Origin of the sequence: Candidatus Kurthia intestinigallinarum (assembly GCF_003991225.1) — a bacterium.
GTDB lineage: Bacteria > Bacillota > Bacilli > Bacillales_A > Planococcaceae > Kurthia > Kurthia populi.
The window spans coordinates 109,976-128,901 of record NZ_JTFC01000033.1; the positions used below are offsets into that span (position 1 = coordinate 109,976).

General features: G+C 36.8%; 18 protein-coding genes and 1 other RNA gene. 15 read left to right on the forward strand and 4 right to left on the reverse strand.

What is annotated here, in order from left to right:
* Positions 1-6: 6 nt before the first annotated feature.
* The 8 genes from tpiA (at position 7) to QI30_RS14335 (ending at position 8,313) form a co-directional block, all read left to right on the forward strand.
* Positions 7-768: a triose-phosphate isomerase gene (tpiA, locus tag QI30_RS14300; RefSeq protein ID WP_126991279.1), complete on the forward strand. Its 762-nt coding sequence runs from the start codon at positions 7-9 to the stop codon at positions 766-768.
* Positions 761-2,287 (forward strand): 2,3-bisphosphoglycerate-independent phosphoglycerate mutase, encoded by a 1,527-nt coding sequence (gene gpmI / locus QI30_RS14305; RefSeq protein WP_126991280.1) that lies wholly within the window; start codon positions 761-763, stop codon positions 2,285-2,287. Before tpiA ends, gpmI begins: the two co-directional genes overlap by 8 nt.
* Positions 2,288-2,320: 33 nt before the next feature.
* Positions 2,321-3,616, forward strand: a complete 1,296-nt coding sequence (gene eno, locus QI30_RS14310; protein ID WP_126991281.1) for a phosphopyruvate hydratase — start codon at positions 2,321-2,323, stop codon at positions 3,614-3,616.
* A gap of 204 nt (positions 3,617-3,820) precedes the next feature.
* Positions 3,821-4,048 (forward strand): preprotein translocase subunit SecG, encoded by a 228-nt coding sequence (gene secG / locus QI30_RS14315; RefSeq protein ID WP_126991282.1) that lies wholly within the window; start codon positions 3,821-3,823, stop codon positions 4,046-4,048.
* Positions 4,049-4,156: 108 nt separating this feature from the next.
* Positions 4,157-4,903: an alpha/beta hydrolase gene (locus QI30_RS14320; RefSeq protein ID WP_126991283.1), complete on the forward strand. Its 747-nt coding sequence runs from the start codon at positions 4,157-4,159 to the stop codon at positions 4,901-4,903.
* Positions 4,904-4,930: 27 nt separating this feature from the next.
* Positions 4,931-7,306 (forward strand): ribonuclease R, encoded by a 2,376-nt coding sequence (gene rnr / locus QI30_RS14325; RefSeq protein ID WP_126991284.1) that lies wholly within the window; start codon positions 4,931-4,933, stop codon positions 7,304-7,306.
* A gap of 22 nt (positions 7,307-7,328) precedes the next feature.
* The gene (gene smpB, locus QI30_RS14330; RefSeq protein WP_126991285.1) at positions 7,329-7,793 is read left to right on the forward strand and encodes an SsrA-binding protein SmpB; all 465 of its coding nucleotides are present in this window, start codon (positions 7,329-7,331) and stop codon (positions 7,791-7,793) included.
* Between the two features lie 274 nt (positions 7,794-8,067).
* Positions 8,068-8,313 carry a hypothetical protein gene (locus QI30_RS14335; RefSeq protein WP_126991286.1) on the forward strand — a complete coding sequence of 82 codons (246 nt, stop codon included), beginning with the start codon at positions 8,068-8,070 and terminating at the stop codon, positions 8,311-8,313.
* Between the two features lie 95 nt (positions 8,314-8,408).
* On the opposite strand, the gene tnpB is transcribed toward QI30_RS14335, so the two are convergent.
* A complete protein-coding gene (gene tnpB / locus QI30_RS14340) occupies positions 8,409-9,545 on the reverse strand; it encodes an IS200/IS605 family element RNA-guided endonuclease TnpB (RefSeq protein WP_126991287.1) in 1,137 nt (378 codons plus the stop codon).
* A 331-nt stretch (positions 9,546-9,876) separates the two neighbouring features.
* On the opposite strand from tnpB, the gene QI30_RS14345 reads away from it, so the two are divergent.
* From QI30_RS14345 to ssrA, 4 genes are all read left to right on the forward strand, one after another.
* Positions 9,877-10,095, forward strand: a complete 219-nt coding sequence (locus QI30_RS14345) for a hypothetical protein (RefSeq protein WP_199754693.1) — start codon at positions 9,877-9,879, stop codon at positions 10,093-10,095.
* Between the two features lie 222 nt (positions 10,096-10,317).
* Complete coding sequence (locus tag QI30_RS14350; protein WP_126991288.1) at positions 10,318-11,193, forward strand: DNA polymerase III subunit gamma/tau; 876 nt, start codon at positions 10,318-10,320, stop codon at positions 11,191-11,193.
* Positions 11,194-11,209: 16 nt separating this feature from the next.
* Positions 11,210-12,805 (forward strand): hypothetical protein, encoded by a 1,596-nt coding sequence (locus QI30_RS14355; RefSeq protein ID WP_126991289.1) that lies wholly within the window; start codon positions 11,210-11,212, stop codon positions 12,803-12,805.
* A 174-nt stretch (positions 12,806-12,979) separates the two neighbouring features.
* Positions 12,980-13,335: a transfer-messenger RNA gene (gene ssrA / locus QI30_RS14360) on the forward strand.
* 127 nt (positions 13,336-13,462) lie between these two features.
* Here the strand turns inward: ssrA and QI30_RS21245 are convergent.
* Both QI30_RS21245 and QI30_RS14370 read right to left on the reverse strand, forming a co-directional pair.
* Complete coding sequence (locus QI30_RS21245) at positions 13,463-13,696, reverse strand: tyrosine-type recombinase/integrase (RefSeq protein WP_126991299.1); 234 nt, start codon at positions 13,694-13,696, stop codon at positions 13,463-13,465.
* Between the two features lie 285 nt (positions 13,697-13,981).
* Positions 13,982-14,812, reverse strand: coding sequence for a YgjP-like metallopeptidase domain-containing protein (locus QI30_RS14370; RefSeq protein ID WP_126991290.1), 831 nt, complete (start codon positions 14,810-14,812; stop codon positions 13,982-13,984).
* Between the two features lie 155 nt (positions 14,813-14,967).
* Here QI30_RS14370 and QI30_RS14375 point away from each other — a divergent pair, with 155 nt between their 5' ends.
* Genes QI30_RS14375 through QI30_RS14385 form a run of 3 tightly spaced genes read left to right on the forward strand, consistent with a single transcriptional unit; the run spans position 14,968 to position 18,233 of the window.
* Positions 14,968-16,590 carry a DUF6119 family protein gene (locus QI30_RS14375; protein ID WP_126991291.1) on the forward strand — a complete coding sequence of 541 codons (1,623 nt, stop codon included), beginning with the start codon at positions 14,968-14,970 and terminating at the stop codon, positions 16,588-16,590.
* A gap of 52 nt (positions 16,591-16,642) precedes the next feature.
* Positions 16,643-17,155 (forward strand): hypothetical protein, encoded by a 513-nt coding sequence (locus tag QI30_RS14380; RefSeq protein ID WP_126991292.1) that lies wholly within the window; start codon positions 16,643-16,645, stop codon positions 17,153-17,155.
* Between the two features lie 16 nt (positions 17,156-17,171).
* The gene (locus tag QI30_RS14385; RefSeq protein WP_126991293.1) at positions 17,172-18,233 is read left to right on the forward strand and encodes a hypothetical protein; all 1,062 of its coding nucleotides are present in this window, start codon (positions 17,172-17,174) and stop codon (positions 18,231-18,233) included.
* Between the two features lie 507 nt (positions 18,234-18,740).
* On the opposite strand, the gene QI30_RS14390 is transcribed toward QI30_RS14385, so the two are convergent.
* Positions 18,741-18,926: ATP-binding protein (locus QI30_RS14390; protein ID WP_158621040.1), on the reverse strand; the 186-nt coding region annotated here is incomplete at its 5' end.

Here is an 18,926-nt window from a genome sequence, read left to right on the forward strand (position 1 = left end):
TGAAACATGCGTAAACCAATTATTGCTGGCAACTGGAAAATGTACAAAACACTTTCAGAGGCTGTAGATTTTGTGGAGCAAGTCAAATCACAAGTACCTGCGAATGATAAAGTAGAGGCAGTTGTTTGTGCACCTGCACTCTTTTTACCAACGTTAGTTGAAGCTGCAAAAGGAACAGATTTAGCCATCGGCGCACAAAATATGCACTTTGAAACAGAGGGTGCATTTACTGGTGAAATCAGCCCGACGCAACTCGCAGATATTCACGTGCAATACGTTGTGTTAGGTCATTCTGAGCGTCGTGAATATTTCAACGAGACAGATGAAGCCGTTAATAAAAAAGCACATGCAGCATTTGCACATAATTTAGTGCCAATCATCTGTGTGGGTGAAACTTTAGAGGAACGTGAAGCGGGTCAAACGGTTTCAAAAGTTTCTTCACAAGTAAAAGCGGCAATTAAAGATTTATCAAGTGAGCAAGTGGCACAAGCGGTTATCGCGTATGAGCCAATCTGGGCTATCGGTACAGGTAAAACAGCAACAGCAGCCGATGCAAATGAAGTATGCGGCGAGGTGCGTCATGCAATCGCTGAGGAAATTGGTGCAGAAGTGGCTGAAAAAACACGTATTCAATACGGTGGTTCTGTAAAACCAGCGAATGTTGAAGAGCTGTTATCGATGGAACATATTGACGGCGCCTTAGTCGGCGGTGCCAGCCTAGAAGTAGATTCATACTTAAAATTATTGGAGGCGGGGGCAAATGCCTAATACACCAGTAGCACTAATCATTTTAGATGGCTTCGGCTGTCGTAAAGAAGTTTTCGGTAATGCAGTAGCACAAGCAAATAAGCCAAATTTTGATCGCTATTACAAACAATTCCCACATGCGCAGTTACTTGCGTCAGGCGAGGAAGTGGGTCTTCCGGCCGGTCAAATGGGGAACTCCGAAGTAGGTCACTTAAATATTGGCGCAGGTCGTATCGTGTATCAGAGCTTAACACGTATCGATAAGTCGATTAAAGACGGTGATTTCTTTGAAAATGAGGTGCTTCTAAAAGCAATCAACCATGTGAAGGAAAATAATTCGAAGTTGCATTTCTTAGGATTACTTTCAGATGGCGGTGTACACAGCCATTATGAGCATTTATTTGCGCTGTTAAAACTAGCAAAACAGCAAGGTCTTGATGAGGCGTATATTCACGCATTTTTAGATGGTCGTGATGTGGGTCCGAAAACAGCACCACAGTATCTTGCGGAAACAGAAAAACAAATTGCAGAAATCGGCATCGGTAAAATCGCATCAGTTAGCGGACGCTACTATTCGATGGACCGTGATAAACGCTGGGATCGTGTAAAATTAGCATTTGATGCCGTTGTAGAAGGCGAAGGCCCAATGCAACCATCAGCAGGTATTGGTCTTGCGGCTTCTTATGAGCAGGGTGTAACAGATGAGTTTGTCATCCCATTTGTTGTTGAAGAAGACGGGCAACCTGTTGCAAAAATTCATGATAATGACGCGGTTATTTTCTTCAATTTCCGTCCAGACCGTGCAATCCAATTATCAACAGCTATCACAAATCCGAAGTTCGATGGTTTTGAAATTTCAGAAAAACAACCAAAAAACCTTGAATTTGTTTGCTTTAAGAAATATAGTGAAAGTGTAATCGGTGATATCGCCTTCCACGACGACGATTTAAAAAATACAATCGGTGAAGTGTTATCAGATGCGAAATTACGTCAATTACGTATCGCAGAAACAGAAAAATACCCACATGTGACGTTCTTTATGAGCGGTGGACGTGAGGATACATTCGACGGCGAAAATCGTATTTTAATCAACTCACCAAAAGTTGCGACATATGATTTAAAACCTGAGATGAGTGCCTACGAGGTGCGTGATGCACTTGTTGCAGAAATTAACGGCGACAAAGTAGACGCGATTATCTTAAACTTCGCGAACCCTGATATGGTTGGTCATAGCGGTATGCTAGAGCCAACGATTAAGGCAATCGAAGCGGTCGATGAATGTTTAGGCGATGTTGTAGACGCAATCTTAGCAAAAGGTGGTCATGCGATTATTACAGCAGACCATGGTAACTCTGATGAAGTCGTGACGCTTGAAGGGAACCCGATGACAGCACATACAACAAACCCAGTACCAGTAATTGTTACAAAAGAGGGCATCACAATGCATGATGGCATCTTAGCGGATTTAGCGCCAACGATGCTTAAATTGTTAGATGTTGCACAACCTGCCGAAATGACAGGTAAACCATTATTCGATTAAAACTAATTTCACAAACCGAGGAGAGTTCAAACAATGTCAATTATTACAAACGTATTAGCTCGCGAAGTATTAGATTCACGCGGTAACCCAACAGTAGAAGTTGAAGTATTCACAGAAGCAGGCGCTTATGGTCGCGCAATCGTACCATCTGGTGCATCAACTGGTGAATATGAAGCTGTAGAATTACGCGATGGTGATAAATCTCGCTACTTAGGTAAAGGTGTATTAAAAGCCGTTGATAACGTGAACAGCATTATCGCTCCTGCATTAATCGGTGAATTTTCAGTGCTAGATCAAGTATCAGTTGATAACAAAATGATCGAGCTTGATGGCACTGCAAATAAAGGTGCACTAGGCGCAAACGCAATCCTAGGCGTATCATTAGCAGTAGCGCACGCAGGTGCGAACTACTTAGGTTTACCACTTTACCAATATATCGGTGGCGTAAACGCGAAACAATTACCTGTACCAATGATGAACATCTTAAACGGTGGTGAACACGCTGATAACAACGTGGACATCCAAGAATTCATGGTAATGCCAGTAGGCGCTGAAAACTTCCGCCACGCATTACGCATGGGTACTGAAATCTTCCACTCTTTAAAAGCGGTATTAAAAGAGTCAGGCCACAACACTGCTGTAGGTGATGAAGGTGGTTTCGCACCAAACTTAACATCAAACGAAGAAGCATTATCAACAATTGTTACAGCAATTGAACGCGCTGGTTACAAACCAGGCGAAGAAGTAATGCTTGCAATGGATGTTGCCTCTTCTGAACTTTACAACGACGACGACAAACTATATCACTTAGATGGTGAAGGCGTTGCGAAAACTTCTGAGGAAATGGTTGCTTGGTACGAAGAATTAACTTCTAAATACCCAATCATCTCAATTGAAGATGGTCTTGACGAAAATGACTGGGCTGGTCATAAATTATTAACTGAAAAAATCGGCGACCGCGTACAATTAGTAGGTGACGATTTATTCGTAACAAACACAGAAAAATTATCTCGCGGTATTGAAGAAGGCGTTGGTAACTCAATTTTAGTTAAAGTAAATCAAATCGGTACATTAACTGAAACATTAGACGCTATCGAAATGGCAAAACGCGCAGGTTACACTGCTGTTATCTCACACCGTTCTGGTGAATCAGAAGACGTAACAATTGCGGATATCGCCGTTGCGACAAACGCTGGTCAAATCAAAACAGGTGCACCATCTCGTACAGACCGTGTAGCAAAATATAACCAATTACTACGTATCGAAGACGAATTAGAAAGCGTTGCAAAATACGAAGGTCTTAAATCATTCTATAATTTAAACAAATAATTGAGTGAGTGAAAGAGGAATTGTGCTTAGGCGCAATTCCTTTTTTCATTATGTGGATTTAAAAAAATACCGTTTTTTGCTATATAGTTGCACGTATTCATGTTAAAATGGCATTATGTATGATTACGTTTAAATTATGCATTGCTTGCTGGGTCTATGATAAAATAGGCAAAGTTGTGATGTAGATGAGCAGGAGGTGGCATGATGCATACATTTTTACTAATCTCATTAATCGTTTTATCAGTGTTAATTATTGCGACAGTATTAATGCAGGAACCAAAAAGTGCTGGTCTTTCAGGCGCCATTTCAGGTGGTGCTGAGCAGCTATTTGGTAAGTCAAAAGCGCGTGGTGTTGAACTTGTTTTACACCGCGTAACAATGGTCCTTTCAGTATTATTTTTCGTGGTAGCAATTTTAATTGCAAAATTCTAATAAACGATTGATGCCTAACCACCAAAAGGTTAGGCATTTTATATTTATTAAGGATATAATAGAGAAAGACATATTTATCAACGAATGACACATCAGGAGGTTTTTGAAGTGAAGGTATCTTTGCCAGAGCCATTCTTTTTTGAGGCTGGGAAACGAGCAGTATTATTACTACACGGATTTACAGGGAGTTCAGCGGATGTGCGTATTTTAGGGCGCTTTCTAGAAAAGGAAGGATATACCGTTAAAGCTCCGCATTATAAGGGCCATGGTGTATCACCTAAGGAGCTTATTCAAACTGGACCAAAAGATTGGTGGCAGGATGTTGAAAGGGCGTATGAGGAGCTAGTGGAAGCTGGTTACTCAGAAATTGCTGTAGCGGGCCTATCGCTTGGCGGCGTCTTTTCTCTTCGTTTAGGTTATACAAAACCGCTAAAAGGCATTGTGACGATGTGTGCGCCGATGACGATGCGTACAACCGACACAATGTTTAGCGGCATTTTAAAATATGCGAACGATTTTAGTCGCGCATTTGGATATACTGAAGAGCAACGAGTAGCGCTAAAGGAAGACATTAAGCGTGAAGGAATGCCCTCATTGCCAAAACTTCCTGAACTGATTCAAGATGTGCGCAGTCACGTAGATGAAGTGTATGCACCGATCTTTGTTGTACAAGGACGATTAGACGATGTCATAAATCCGAAGTCAGCGCAGATTATTTATGATACAGTAGAGTCAATTGACAAACACATAAAATGGTATGAGGAATCAGGCCATGTCATTACGTTAGATAAAGAGAAAAAACAATTACATGAGGATATTTTAGCATTTCTAAATACATTAGATTGGCAGGAATAATCGTCAGAAAACGTAGGAGGAAAACATTTGAGTAATTTAGAACAACGCACACTTGCGTTACTCACAGAACCAGAAATTAAACCGCTAACGGTGGCGGAGATAGAAGAAAACTTAGGACTTACAGAGGCAGATGACTTCAGAGACTTAGTAAAGGTATTAGTGAAATTAGAAGAAGCAGGTACAATCGTACGCGGCAGCAATGACAAATACGGTACACCTGAACGTATGAACACATTCCAAGGTCGCTTTATCGGCCATGCAAAAGGCTTTGGCTTCGTAGCACCAGAAGAAGCAGGCTTAGATGATGTATTCATTCCACCAACAATGAAAGGTGGCGCTTTAAACGGTGATACAGTCATCGTGAAAGTATCTTCTGACTCAACAGGTGAACGTCGTGAAGGTCAAATTATCGAGGTTGTAGAACGTGGGACATCACGTATCGTTGGTGAATTCCAAGCGAATAAAAACTTCGGTTTCGTACTGCCAGATGACAAACGTTTTGGTACAGATATTTTCATCGGTCAAGGCCACACATTAGGCGCTGTTGACGGGCATAAAGTTGTTGTTGAAATTACAAAATGGCCAGACGAAAAACGCTCTGCATCTGGTATGATTACACAAATCTTAGGTCATAAAAATGACCCAGGTGTAGACATTTTATCAATCATTCATAAGCACAATATCGACGTAGAATTCCCTGAAGAAGTCGTAGAGGCCGCGCAACAAGTGCCAGACGAAATTTCAGATGAGGACCGCGTAGGACGCCGCGATTGCCGCGAGGATATGGTCGTAACAATCGATGGCGAATCTGCAAAAGACTTAGATGATGCAGTAGGTGTTGTGAAACTAGACAACGGGAACTACAAATTAACGGTTCACATTGCAGACGTCAGCTACTATGTGACACTTGATTCGATTTTAGATAAGGAAGCATATGAGCGTGCGACTTCTGTGTACTTAACAGACCGCGTAATCCCAATGATTCCACACCGTTTATCAAATGGTATTTGTTCATTAAACCCACAAGTAGACCGTCTTGTACTATCTTGTGAAATGATCATTAGCCCAGAAGGTAAAGTTGTGGAACATGATATTTTCCAAAGTGTCATCCGCACAAACGAACGTATGACATACTCAGATGTTTACAAAATTTTAGAACACAAAGACGAAGCATTAATCGAGCGCTACAAAGAGCTTGTCCCAATGTTTGAAACAATGAAAGAATTATCAACTATTCTTCGTAATCGTCGTGACGCACGTGGTGCAGTAGACTTCGATTTAAAAGAATCTCAAGTGGTTGTTGATGAAAACGGCTGGCCTGTAGACATCGTTGTTCGTGAACGTACCATCGCTGAAAAAATGATTGAAGACTTCATGCTTGCAGCGAACGAAACAGTAGCAGAGCATGTTTGTAAAATGGAATTACCATTCATTTACCGTATTCACGAAGACCCATCTCCAGAGCGTCTACAACGTTTCTTCGAGTTTATTACGAACTTCGGTATTACTGTAAAAGGTGCGACAGATTCAATCGATCCAAGCGCGCTACAAGGTATCTTAAAATCAGTTGAGGGTAAACCAGAATATCCAGTAATCTCAACAATGATGCTACGCTCAATGCAACAAGCGAAATACAGCCCAGAATGTCTTGGTCACTTCGGCTTAGCGGCGCCGTACTACACACACTTTACGTCGCCAATCCGTCGTTACCCTGACTTAATCGTGCACCGTTTAATCCGCACGTACTTAATTGAAGGTGACAAATCACCAAAAACAACGTCTTATTGGGGCGCGCATATGGACGAAATCTCGACGCATACATCTTCTCGTGAACGTCGTGCCATTGATGCAGAACGTGATACAGAAGCAATCAAGAAAGCACAATACATGGCTGATAAAGTGGGTCAAGAATTTGAAGGTATCGTAGGTTCTGTAACGAACTTCGGTATGTTCATCGAGCTTGATAACACAATTGAAGGTCTTGTACACATTAGTAATTTAACAGATGACTACTACAACTTTGATGAAAGCTCAATGACGATGCGCGGTGAACGTACAGCGCGCCAGTTCCGTATCGGTGATCGTGTGAAAATCAAAGTATTCAACGTCAATGTAGACGAAGCGGCAGTGGACTTTATCATTACAGATATGCCAGAGCCACAACCACGTCGTCGTACAGGTGGCCCTCGTGTCATCAAAGGGAAAGACAAAGATAAAGAATTCAAACGCGGTGGTAAAGACGGTAGCAAACGTACGCCAAGCGGCCCGAAAGTAAACGGCCGTACACGCAAACAAGACCGCAAACGCGGCGGTGAGGGCGGCGGTAAGCCACGTAAAGGCGGCAGCTTCTACGATGCAATGGCAAAAGCTTCTCAAAAGAAAGACCACGGCAAACGAAAATAAGAATTTATTGAGGTGACGCCACATGCCAAAGGGAAAAGGTAATGCAATCGCACAAAATAAAAAAGCGAGCCATGACTACTTTATCGAGGATACAATCGAAGCGGGCCTAGTGCTAGATGGTACAGAAATCAAATCGATTCGTAAAGGTAAAGTGCAGCTGAAAGACTCGTATATTCAAATTCGTAACGGTGAGGCGTGGGTATCAAATATGCACATTAGCCCGTACGAACAAGGGAACATCTTCAACCATGACCCAATTCGTACACGGAAGCTTTTACTGCATAAACGCCAAATCCAACAGCTTAATTACGACATTAAACGTGACGGTTACACAATCGTACCGCTTAAAATGTATATTAAAGATGGTTACGCCAAACTACTAATCGGCCTTGGTAAAGGTAAGAAAAATTACGATAAACGCCAGGACTTGAAGAAAAAAGACGCAAAACGCGATATGGCACGTGCCATGAAAGACCGCGTGCGTTAATTTATTAGAACTCATACGATATTGTATGAGTTCTTTTTTTGTTTTTAAATGAAAAGACTTAAAAATTATATAGGTTATTGTATTTATATTTAGGAATAAATGATTCTTTTATTATTTTAAATTTAATAAATAACATGTAATTGTCATTTTGCCTATTTTAAGTAATAAGTTTTATATCTTTTTGATACACTTCTGTAAAAAATCAACCGTATACTACGATTACTCAGTGCGAGAAATCATGAGTAAATTAAAATTTGTTAGGGGATTATACATAATGAAAAAAGCAATCGTCGCTGCGACAGCTGTAGCGTTAACATTCAGTGCTGCAACATCAGCAAATGCAAAAGAAGTAAAACAACCAACGAAAAAAGTAGTAAAAGTAAAATCAAAAGCCGGTAAATCAATCGTTAAAAAAACAACAGCTGTATCATCAGATGCGAAAAAAGTGAAAAAAGCTGCAAAAGATTATTTTAAAGTAGTTGAACTACCCCCACTTAGCCGTTCTTACGAATGTGCTTGAAGTGGGGGATTCCTACGAACAGTGCTTGCTTGTTCCAACAGCTCGAACAGCGGCTTCACTTCTTGAGTAGGCGAGCCCCGTAGTTCCTACGGTTGTTAGATTAACGTAGTGAGCCCTTCGGCTAAAATATTCCGACTTGCGTTAAGGTCCCGGTCTAATACTGTGCCGCAAGATGGGCAAACCCACTCGCGAATATCGAGGGACTTCTTGCCGTCTCGATGCCCACAGACATGACAAAGTTGGCTTGATGGATAGAAGCGTGAAATCTTTACAATTTTTCGGCCATACCACTTCGCCTTATACATCAGTTTTTGCACAAAAGAAGTCCAAGAAACGTCACTAATGGCTTTTGCTAGTTTATAATTCTTTAGTAATCCTTTTGTATTCAAGTCTTCTAGGCAGATGATGTCATACTGGCGAATGAGTTCCGTTGATAACTTATTCAAAAAATCTTCCCGCTGAAACGCGACACGCTCACGTAAGCGCGCGACTTTACGACGTTGCTTTTGGTAGTTCATACAGTCACGCAAATCGCGTTTTTCTTTTTTTGCTTGTTCGTAGCGACGTGATAACTTGCGTTGTTCCCGCTTTAGTTTCTGTTCCATCTTCGCCGTAAAGCGTTGGTTATCCACTTTACGTCCATCAGACAGCATCGCAAAATCGGTGATGCCTAAATCAATCCCAATCGTCTTATTGGTTTTCGGTAACGGCTTAAAATCAGGCACTTCACATGTAATCGATACGTAAAAATGGCCACTTGCATGATATTTGATCGTTGCGCGCATCATCCGACCTTCCACTACACAAGTTTGTTTGAACTTCACAAGCCCAAGCTTCGGCAGTTTGATTCGTTTGCCGACAATCGCGATATTGTTATTTGTATTTTTGGTGGTATAGCTTTGAACAGGATTTTTTTTGCTTTTGAAACGAGGGTAGTTGTTTTGCTTCTTAAAAAATCGATTAAAGGCATCGATTAAACATTCATAAGAGGCTTGTAATGCCACACTATCTACATTGCGCAGCCAAGCCGTTTCATCTTGTTTCTTCATCTTCGTGAGGACTTTAGACATCAAGCGACGATTTAAGCTTTTGCCATCTTCCTTATAAGAAGTGTTCCAAAGTGCAAGAAAATGGTTATAGACAAAACGACAATGACCATGCGTTTGATGGATGCGTGCTTGTTGGTCCTTATTTGGATATAATCTAAATTTGTAGGCTTTATTTTGTGACATGACATTCACCTCTTCCGTTCGTTCGTTTTTAATCGTTTCGATGGAAATACCGCCAGTAGAGATCCAACAGTCGTTTTTAGAGCAAAACAGTTTTAGTCTTTTCATACCCTTTTTCAATCAATAGCAAGCCCTATTAACGAGTATTTTAACGAGCATCTCTTGAAACGTACTATTCGTCAAAAGCATAGCATGCATCGCCCACCTACTCACTTCGCTCCTTGAGGTGGGCGTCTTCTGCTACAGACATGATAAAAAAGGTGCTTTAACAAAAGAAGAATACACAGCATTACTAGCACAAATCACACAGCTAGAAGCGCAAATCAAGGCGGATATGGAAAAACTACAAGAAGTATTGAAAGATGTAAAAAAACAGCTTGATAAAAAGCATGACAAGCCGAAAAAAGCGGATTGTGATGATAAAGACGATCATGACGACGATGATGATGACAAAGACGACGATTATGATGATGACCAAGATGACGACCAAGACGACGATCATGATGACGATCATGATGATGACCAAGATGACGATGATAACGACAACGACTAATTAATTTTATAAAGAAACTGTGAAACACCTCCAAAATTTTTGGAGGTGTTTTTTGTTGAGGAAACAACTTAATAATGAAATTAGTTGATTTGAAAAATATGCTATATACTTGATTTGAATACATAGAAAATATTTAAATGCAAACGTTAAATATGGATAAAAATAACTAAAAAATAAATAAATGTGATAGAATATGTTCATAAAATAAAAAGAGGTGTAGGTATGTTTAATAGCAAATTTAAAAAAGAAGCTATTTCAGGATATAAGGAAGTAGTTGAGGAATATGAACAATCACGTGAAGAAATTTTAAAGGGGTCAGAAAACTTATATAACAGTAGAATATTATTAAAAGATTATATAGAATTAACATTAAATTTAGTGAATCGTTTAAAAAACAAACCACTTGAAATGTCATTAAAGGTTGAAGAAGCACAGCTTAAATTTGATAAATTCAAAAATACTATTCTAGAGTTAGAAAAAGAAATTGATACAGAATTGAAAAAGAATGTATTAGGTGCTGGCGCTGGTGTTGCTGCTGGTGGAGCAGTTGCTGCTTTTGGTCCATCTGCAGCAATGGCGATTGCTACAACATTTGGTACAGCATCGACAGGAACAGCAATCTCAGCATTATCAGGTGCAGCTGCAACAAATGCAGCATTAGCCTGGCTAGGTGGTGGAGCTCTTGTAGCTGGAGGTGGTGGAACCGCAGCAGGCTCGACATTACTAGCGCTTGCTGGACCAATTGGTTGGGCTATTGGTGGTACGGCAGTTGCAACTGCGGGAATACTGACAAGTAGTAAAAATAAAAAAGTCGGAAAAGAAGCTTTAGATAAAACTGCGGAGCTACATAAAGCAATTCGTGTTGCAGATGCAACAAAAATTGAAATTAAGTATACAACAGATGAGGTAAATCAATCAGCTTATTTAATAAAGACAGCTGTACAAACTATGGACTCAAATTTAGAACAATATAGTTTTAATTTCCATAAAATTGTTGAAGCCAATGCCAAACACATTCTTAATGATTTAGGGACATTGGTAAATAATATGAATTCAGCTATTCAATTATTAACTCGACCTATTGGAGAACAAGCGTAAAGATAGGAGAATGACAATGACGACGTTAACGACCTATTTAGAGGAGCATTATTTAACTGTTTTAGAGGAATTACCTGAGAAAGAATTAGAAATTGCACAGGATTTATGGAAGCAGTATCAAGAGATTATTACAACCTCTCTTTACCAGCAATTTGGGTTAAGCCATTTTATGCAATTTAAAGATGGTGGCAATGTAACGACATTGCACAATGCTAAAAATGGTGTTTTTGCAAAAGGTACAACAGAAAAACAATTTAATCGAAAATATGACGCGCAAACAAGAAAAGAAATTTATGAAAAAGATTTTGCTAAAAATCGTAAAAAAGCATTCCAAGAAAATAAAGAAATTCGTGATGGTTATACGGGAAAAGTGCTTAATAAAGATGGACGTACACAAAGAGACCATATTGTTTCGGCTGCAGAAATCCATAATAATCCTGAAGCAAGATTATATATGACAGACAAAGAGCGTGGGCAGATGGCTGTTGATGAAAAAAACTTAACATGGACAGATGGAAGCTTAAATCAATCCAAGGGTAAGCATGATTTAAAAGAATGGATGGAATCAAGATCAAGCAAACACCCAGAGTTGAAAAATAAGGATCGTTTTGAAATTGATGAAAAAATGGCATCTGAAAAATACGATGGTGCAACAGGACTTGTAAAAACAACAGTCAAAGATGCTAAAAAAGCATACTATAAAAAAGAGTTAACGAGTACAAGCTTGAAACAAGGTAAGCAAATGGCGATGCGCCAAGCAATAGGAATTTTTTTAGCGGATTTACAAATAGCTTTCTCTGAGGAGTTAGGGGCGTATATTCGTGATTTTCGTCAGTATGAAACAGTTAAAGAGAAAATCAATGCTTTTAAGAAACATATTCAAGCTGTGCAAGCACGAGTTTTGAATATGCAGTCTGTCAAAAAGGTATTTGTTGGTGCTTCTGAGGGGTTTGCTGGAGGCGTTATTAGCAATTTATTGACGGTATTTATTAATACTTTTTTAACAACTTCAAAGCGAATTGTACGTATTATAACAGAAGGAACGACAGCGTTAATTCAAGCAATTCGTTTATTTGTTTTTAGACCAGCTGACATGACGAAAGAACAAGCCATTTTTGAAGGTTCTAAGTTAATTGTTGCGGCTGTTATAACTGCAGTAGGTGCAATCGTTACAGAATCATTTATCACATATCTAAAGACAGTTCCAGTATTCATGCCATTTGCGAGCATAATAGGTGGCATTTTAGGTGGTATTCTAACAGGTGTATTATCGGTAACAGTTATTTATAGTATGGATAATTTTTCAGATATCCTAAAGCAAGTAAAAATGAAAATGTTAGAAACAGCTTATTTTACAGTGGTTTCTATTGATGAATTAAAAATAAAGTATGATACGACAATTCAAGAAATGGATAGTGTTTATCAGGATATCTTAACTTCTATTTATAGTGAATATGAACAGCTGCGCATTTTGACAGAAAAAGCTTATGATACGACAGTTTCTACCACAGAGCGCTTTCATCATTCACAAAATCTTTCCGAAAACATAGGCGTGAAAGAGAAGGATATTTTACGAACTGAACAAGATATTTTGGATTTCTTTAATAATTAAAGTGTCATTGCTAGAGTTACATGCCTTTTAGTTGCGACGTCTACAGTATTGCGCTATAATAGTACTAGATTTAAGCCAGTCTCGTTTATCGCCACCGCGCGATTTCCGAACTTACCCAATTCAGGCAGCTAGTACGAGCTCATGTGGCTCCATGCTCTTTGTCATAGTGAATAGGGGGACGTTACGGATTCGACAGGGATGTCTGGGCTTAAGTCGCGTGTCGGAGGCCTCGGCTTCGTTACCAACGGAAGTTATATAATAACTGGCAAAACAAACAATCAATTAGCTGCAGCCTAGTTCTGCAACTGCCTCACCGCTCTATCGCCCATGTAGTAGTGACTGAGGCCCAACTTTAGTGGGATACGCTTACAGGTGCAACCTGAGTCTGTAAGAAGAGATTAGTAGGTTAGCGCTCAAGACGCCTGTCTGTCGGCATAATGCAGTGCGAAACGTAAGTAGATAGACTACACACGTAGTGGCTTAAGTACTGGAGTTTCTGGACGCGGGTTCGACTCCCGCCGTCTCCATATATTTATTTCCATATACACCTTATGGAAGCTGAAACCCTTGATATACAAGGGTTTTTTATTTTGCTTAAAAAAGCATTATCATCATATAAAGTCATAGTTACTTAGTCAAAACTTAGTCAAAAACTATTCAAAATTCAGTATTAGTAATTAAGTAATCAACAAAACAATCAGCTGTTTTTGTTTGAGCCTGCTCAGTAACGTGAGCATAAATCTTCATTGTAATCTCAATGTCTAAGTGGCCCAATCGCTCCATTACCTCACGCGGAGGAACACCAGCCTCTAATAGAAGAGTACAATGCGTATGACGTAGTCCGTGAGTTGATATTTCTTTTAGACTATATTCTTTTTGAACCTTTTTTATCCAACGGTTTTAATAAGTTGGATTAAAGTAGTCATTATTCTTGTTATGAAAGAGAAGCTGCTTGCTATCTGAAAGTAGCTGTCTTTTTAATAACCGCTTTTGTTCCTCTTTCCAGGCTGCTAAAGTAGCTAGCGTTGCTTGATCTAAATAAACATTACGAGACTTACCATTCTTATGTTCTTTAATATATAGCTTATTTGTAGGGCTGTAAGAAAGTGCCTTCGTGATTTTAATTAATCCTTTTTCAAAATCGATATCTTACCATTTCAATGCAAATGCTTCTCCTTAGCGTATACCGCTATACGCTAAGGTATGAAGGAATGTATAAATCATTGTACTTGTACTCGACTTAGCTGCTTCAATGAATTCGTTTAATTCACTCACAGTATAAAAATTTTCTTCAAATAATTCGGTTTCTACCTCGCCATTAATTTTTTTAGCAGGTTTTGGTCGATCTATCAACTTCATCGGATTTTTTTGAATGTAATCACGTTTCAATGCAAATTCAAAAATTAAAGATGTATAGTTAATAACATCCTTAAATTTCTTTAGTTTTTTCGGATATTTATTAATAAATTGCTGACACATTTCCACGGTTATTTGATCAATTAAATATTTTCCGAGTGCCGGAAGTATATGGTTTTTAAATATACCTACAGTTTTTCCGAGTGTGCTAGCTTGTACAGTTGTTTCGTATTGGACTAGCCAATCAGTATATATTTCAACAAAGGTTTTAGATTTAACAACTGGAACCTTTAGTAAAGAGGAAATTAGCTCTCCATTTGCAAGCTCGAACTGAAGTTTTTTAAGCTCATCAGCTGCTTCTTTATTGATTTTTAGCCGATAATTACGACCAAGGTAAGGCAACTTTTCCCCAGATAAAAACCTGATTTTCTCATCATATGATTGAATTTCTTCAAAGTCAGCTAGCTGCTGTAAAATCCACGGTGCCTTCTTGCACATAACAGCCTCAATTTCGGCTGTTTCCACATTAGCTGGTGCAATTACCTTCACACCTGTTTCGGATACTTGAATTGCTAATGTTTTGCGTCTATTACTGAATTCTAACGTATAAGAAATGACAGTATTTCCGAACTCGATTTGATGTATTGTCATTCCTCCTGAAATAGCGATATTTTTTTTTAATATTAACACTAATTTAAAATATTAAATATGCATAAGTTTCTATTAAGATTGTCGAACTATCTATTGATTTGTAAGCGAACATAAAGGTAAAATAAAATTACATATTATGGAATGTCGGTGATTATATGGCGAAAGTTAATGTGTATAAAATTGATTGGAAAAATCATAGAGCATTTGAAGAAAGTTTAGATGGGAAATTAGATTTAATTGCTCAAAATAATGAAATAGATGGATTTTACTTTAAATATTATGAGTTCGTACCTAACAATGAGAATACCAAATCTGTAGGGTGGAAGTGGATATTAAGAGAATTTAATAGAGAAGAAATTAAAATTAATAATCAACCTAGAGCGATATTAATTATCGAGTTTGATGATGAAATGTTTGCTATAGCATTTGGTAGTTCGTATTTTTATATAGATAGATATGCAGATAAGGATTTTCCTTTTGACATTGCTAAGCGTGTTAAGTGTACTGAAATTAAAACAACTACTGTAGTTTCACCGAATGTTAGGAGAAATAAAAGTATTAATTCATTTGTAAATTATTCAAATCTTGAATTTGATAGCGGTGAGTCTTTTGCAAAGTTAAAAGCAAAAGTAGAGATTGGAAAATTAAAAGGGGATATTAGTATTGGTGAAACTTTTGAATTTGGTAATTCAATCAAAGTAGATATTAAGAGACCTGATTTAGAGACCGTTAGTAAGTTGTTAGAGCTTTTTAAAGAAATTTTGAATTTAGAAGCTATATATCCTATACCATTATTTAATAAAGTTACGGATATACAACTAATTGACGAGCTTGAAAGAAATTTAAAAGAAAATGGTGAAAATAATAAAGAAAGAATAGGGATTTCAGAAGTAGATATTATTGGTGTAAATGAAATCTTTAATAATCAAGATGCTACATATTTGTTGATGTTAGATGATGGGAATGAACAACTAGAAGAAATAACTTATTCAGAATTAGAAAAAATAGCTGAACAAAAAAGGTTCAAGTTAAGTGATAAATTGCTTGAATTGAAAATCCAGGTTATTAAAGAAGACGGTACAACTTATACTGAAAGAGTAAGGAAATTGATTGATTATATCGATGATGAAAAAAGGTGTGTTTTAAACAAAGGGATTTGGTATCACTTCAACGATGATTATCAAAAATATTTATCAGCTTCATTATCTGAAATAGATGTCTTTTATAATGAAAAGTATGATTTCTCTGAAGAAATTCATAATGAATATCTAGAAAAAAAATATAATGAAATTAAAAAAAATGAAGAATATAAAGATCTATCAAAGGAAGAAGTAATAAAAAAAATAAAGAGGAAATTTTATGCCGAATATGCTTTTAATTCTTTAAGGAAAGAAGATGGTTTTGAGCTTTATGATCGACAGAATGTAAGAGTAATTAATTCTAATGTGGAGTTAATGGATTTATATAAAGAAGAAACTATGTTTGCAGTAAAAATAGGTAGTGCATCTTCAGATTTATGTTATGCAATTGATCAATCATTGGCCTCTTTAAAAGTATACAAACATAGATTAGCTAAAGATAAGGATTTAATAACAATAAAAAATATAGCAGTATGGTTGATTTTAGAAAGAAGAACAGAATTAAAATTAATTGATTCAATTAAACCAGATATTAATCAGTTAGATATGTTAATGTTAAAAAATAGATTAGACCATTGGAAAAAAGAAGTTAGGTTAAATGGATATAATCCTATAATTTATATCAATTATAGGAAGTAATGTTTTTAGCGAAATAATATAATCTATGATTTTCAAAAAAAGAAGATTCGATGTGATTAAAGTGTTTAGGAATTTTGGATATCCCGAAGAAGAGCGATTAATTGAATTTGCAAAAGATGTAGAGCAACAATTTTTTACTGTTGCTCCATACCATTTTCAATATCCAATTGAAGTAGAAACCAATATTATTTGGGATAGGGAATTGATTAGTGAAATAAAAGAATTAAATAAACAATTTTTGTCTGGCCTAATTCATAATGCAAACCTTTATATGATTTATACAAGGACATCGGAAAGTAGTGAATGGAAACCAAAATATTTTGGTCAACGTAAATCACAAGGAATATACGGAAGAATTATAGAGCATTTAGTAACTAAGAATGAGGCTACTGGAGCTAAGTTAGGTAAGGTCAAAGAGGCTTTAAGAAATGGTGAAGAAATAGGTATTAATTTAGTGAAAATACAACCAGAGGAATTAAGACTATATATAGAAGAATTTATTATAAAACAAAATTCAAACCTCCTTGATTGGAATATTCATAGTAAGAATAGATGGAAATGTTAAAGAAAGGAAGATTATTATGAGAACGGAAATAAATGTTTCAAATGCTCGAATGGTTATAACTAGAGACGAGTTAGGATTTCAAGAAGTAATTAATGATTTTAGAAATGCTGAATACATATATATCATTACTTATAATATATCTAATAGTAATGATGAGTTATTAGATAGCTTGAGAGATATTGATGAAAATACAGAGATAAAATTATTTACGAATATACCAAATCGGTTTGAAAGCTATTTTTCAAATAGAAGTAGAGAAATTGCTAGAGTGAGAATTAATACTTATATAACTAGATTAGATCCTGAAACATTTCCAGAGAGATTTGCTAGTTTTTTTATGTTTAACAATCATATGAAATTAGTAATGACTAATAATATTGCATATTTAGGGTCAGCAAACTATTCTGATGAATCTGCTAATAGTTTTGAAGCGGGATTTATTTTTGAAGATAATGAAGCGATAAGTGAATTAAAGGGGTTTGTCGATGATGACTTCGAATTAAGTGCGCAACCCTATTATATGGCTAATTATGCACCTTTATTATACTTTATTCGAGAATTAGAAGTTTTTAGAATTAAATTTAGTGAAGAAATTTGGGGAGTTTGGGATGTACAAGGTAAAGAATTTGAATATTTCAAAGGAAATGAAATAAATTTAAATACACAAATTGTAGATGAATATGAATATATTGCTGATGAATTAAAAACATCTATACGAGATCTGATGGACGTTTTAGCTGGTTATGAAATTGATTTAACACCACTTGAAACATTAGATACACAGCTTAATGATTTTACGGTGGATCAATATGTAATTGACTATCTGGAATTTGATGATAGGGACTATATTAATGACCTTATGCAAGAAAATGTTTTATTAATGACGGAAGATGTTTTAAATGACTATGTACAAGATTTTACGCAACAAGCATTTGAAATAAAAGATGATTTGGCTACACAAGCAGTAGACGGTTTTAAAGAATGGGAGAAATTTTTAATTAATGTTATTCAAGAACTATCTGCATATGTAAGCGAGATTCAAAATATAATTAATCCAAGAATTGATAATACGAATTGATTTGAAATTGCCCCAACAGCATTTTTATTACTTAGTCAAAAACTTAGTCAAAAGTGTTTTTGCTAATTTAGAAACGTTAGAAACGGCTTGAAGCTAGTCATATCAAGGGTTCTTGAGATTTAGCTCCAAAGCCCGCCGTCTCTATAAGACGAAATCATATGGTTTCAAAAAAAGACCACCAAAATCTTTTATAAGAGGATTTTGGTGGTCTTTTAATTTTAGGAGGGTGTACATATCTTGAAGGAAGATTTTATTTAGAAAGCAATAATACTTATATGGTTAAGTAAAAGTGGAAAAGATAGCATTTATAATTCGGTTGTTCTAGATTTGTCATGTCATAGTGAAATGCATATTTTAAGTGGAGAAGACATGAAAAAGCACCGTTGATCGCTCAAATCACTCGATTTTTTATTTAATTATATAATCTCAGAAACATTACTTGTCAAAGATGTCAATAACGCCTCTAAATTCTCCGATAATATCGGGATAAAATTCCCCATTATAGAGTTAAGTAGTTAAATGATTAGCTGGGAATATCCCAGCTTTTTTCTTTTCTTTCATACGGTAAGATTCACCTTTAATATTAAATGTTACTGAATGATGTAATAGGCGATCTAGGATCGCTGTAGCTAAAATAGCATCTCCAAAAACGTGGCCCCATTCAATGTAAGACTTGTTAGAGGTTAGAATCAT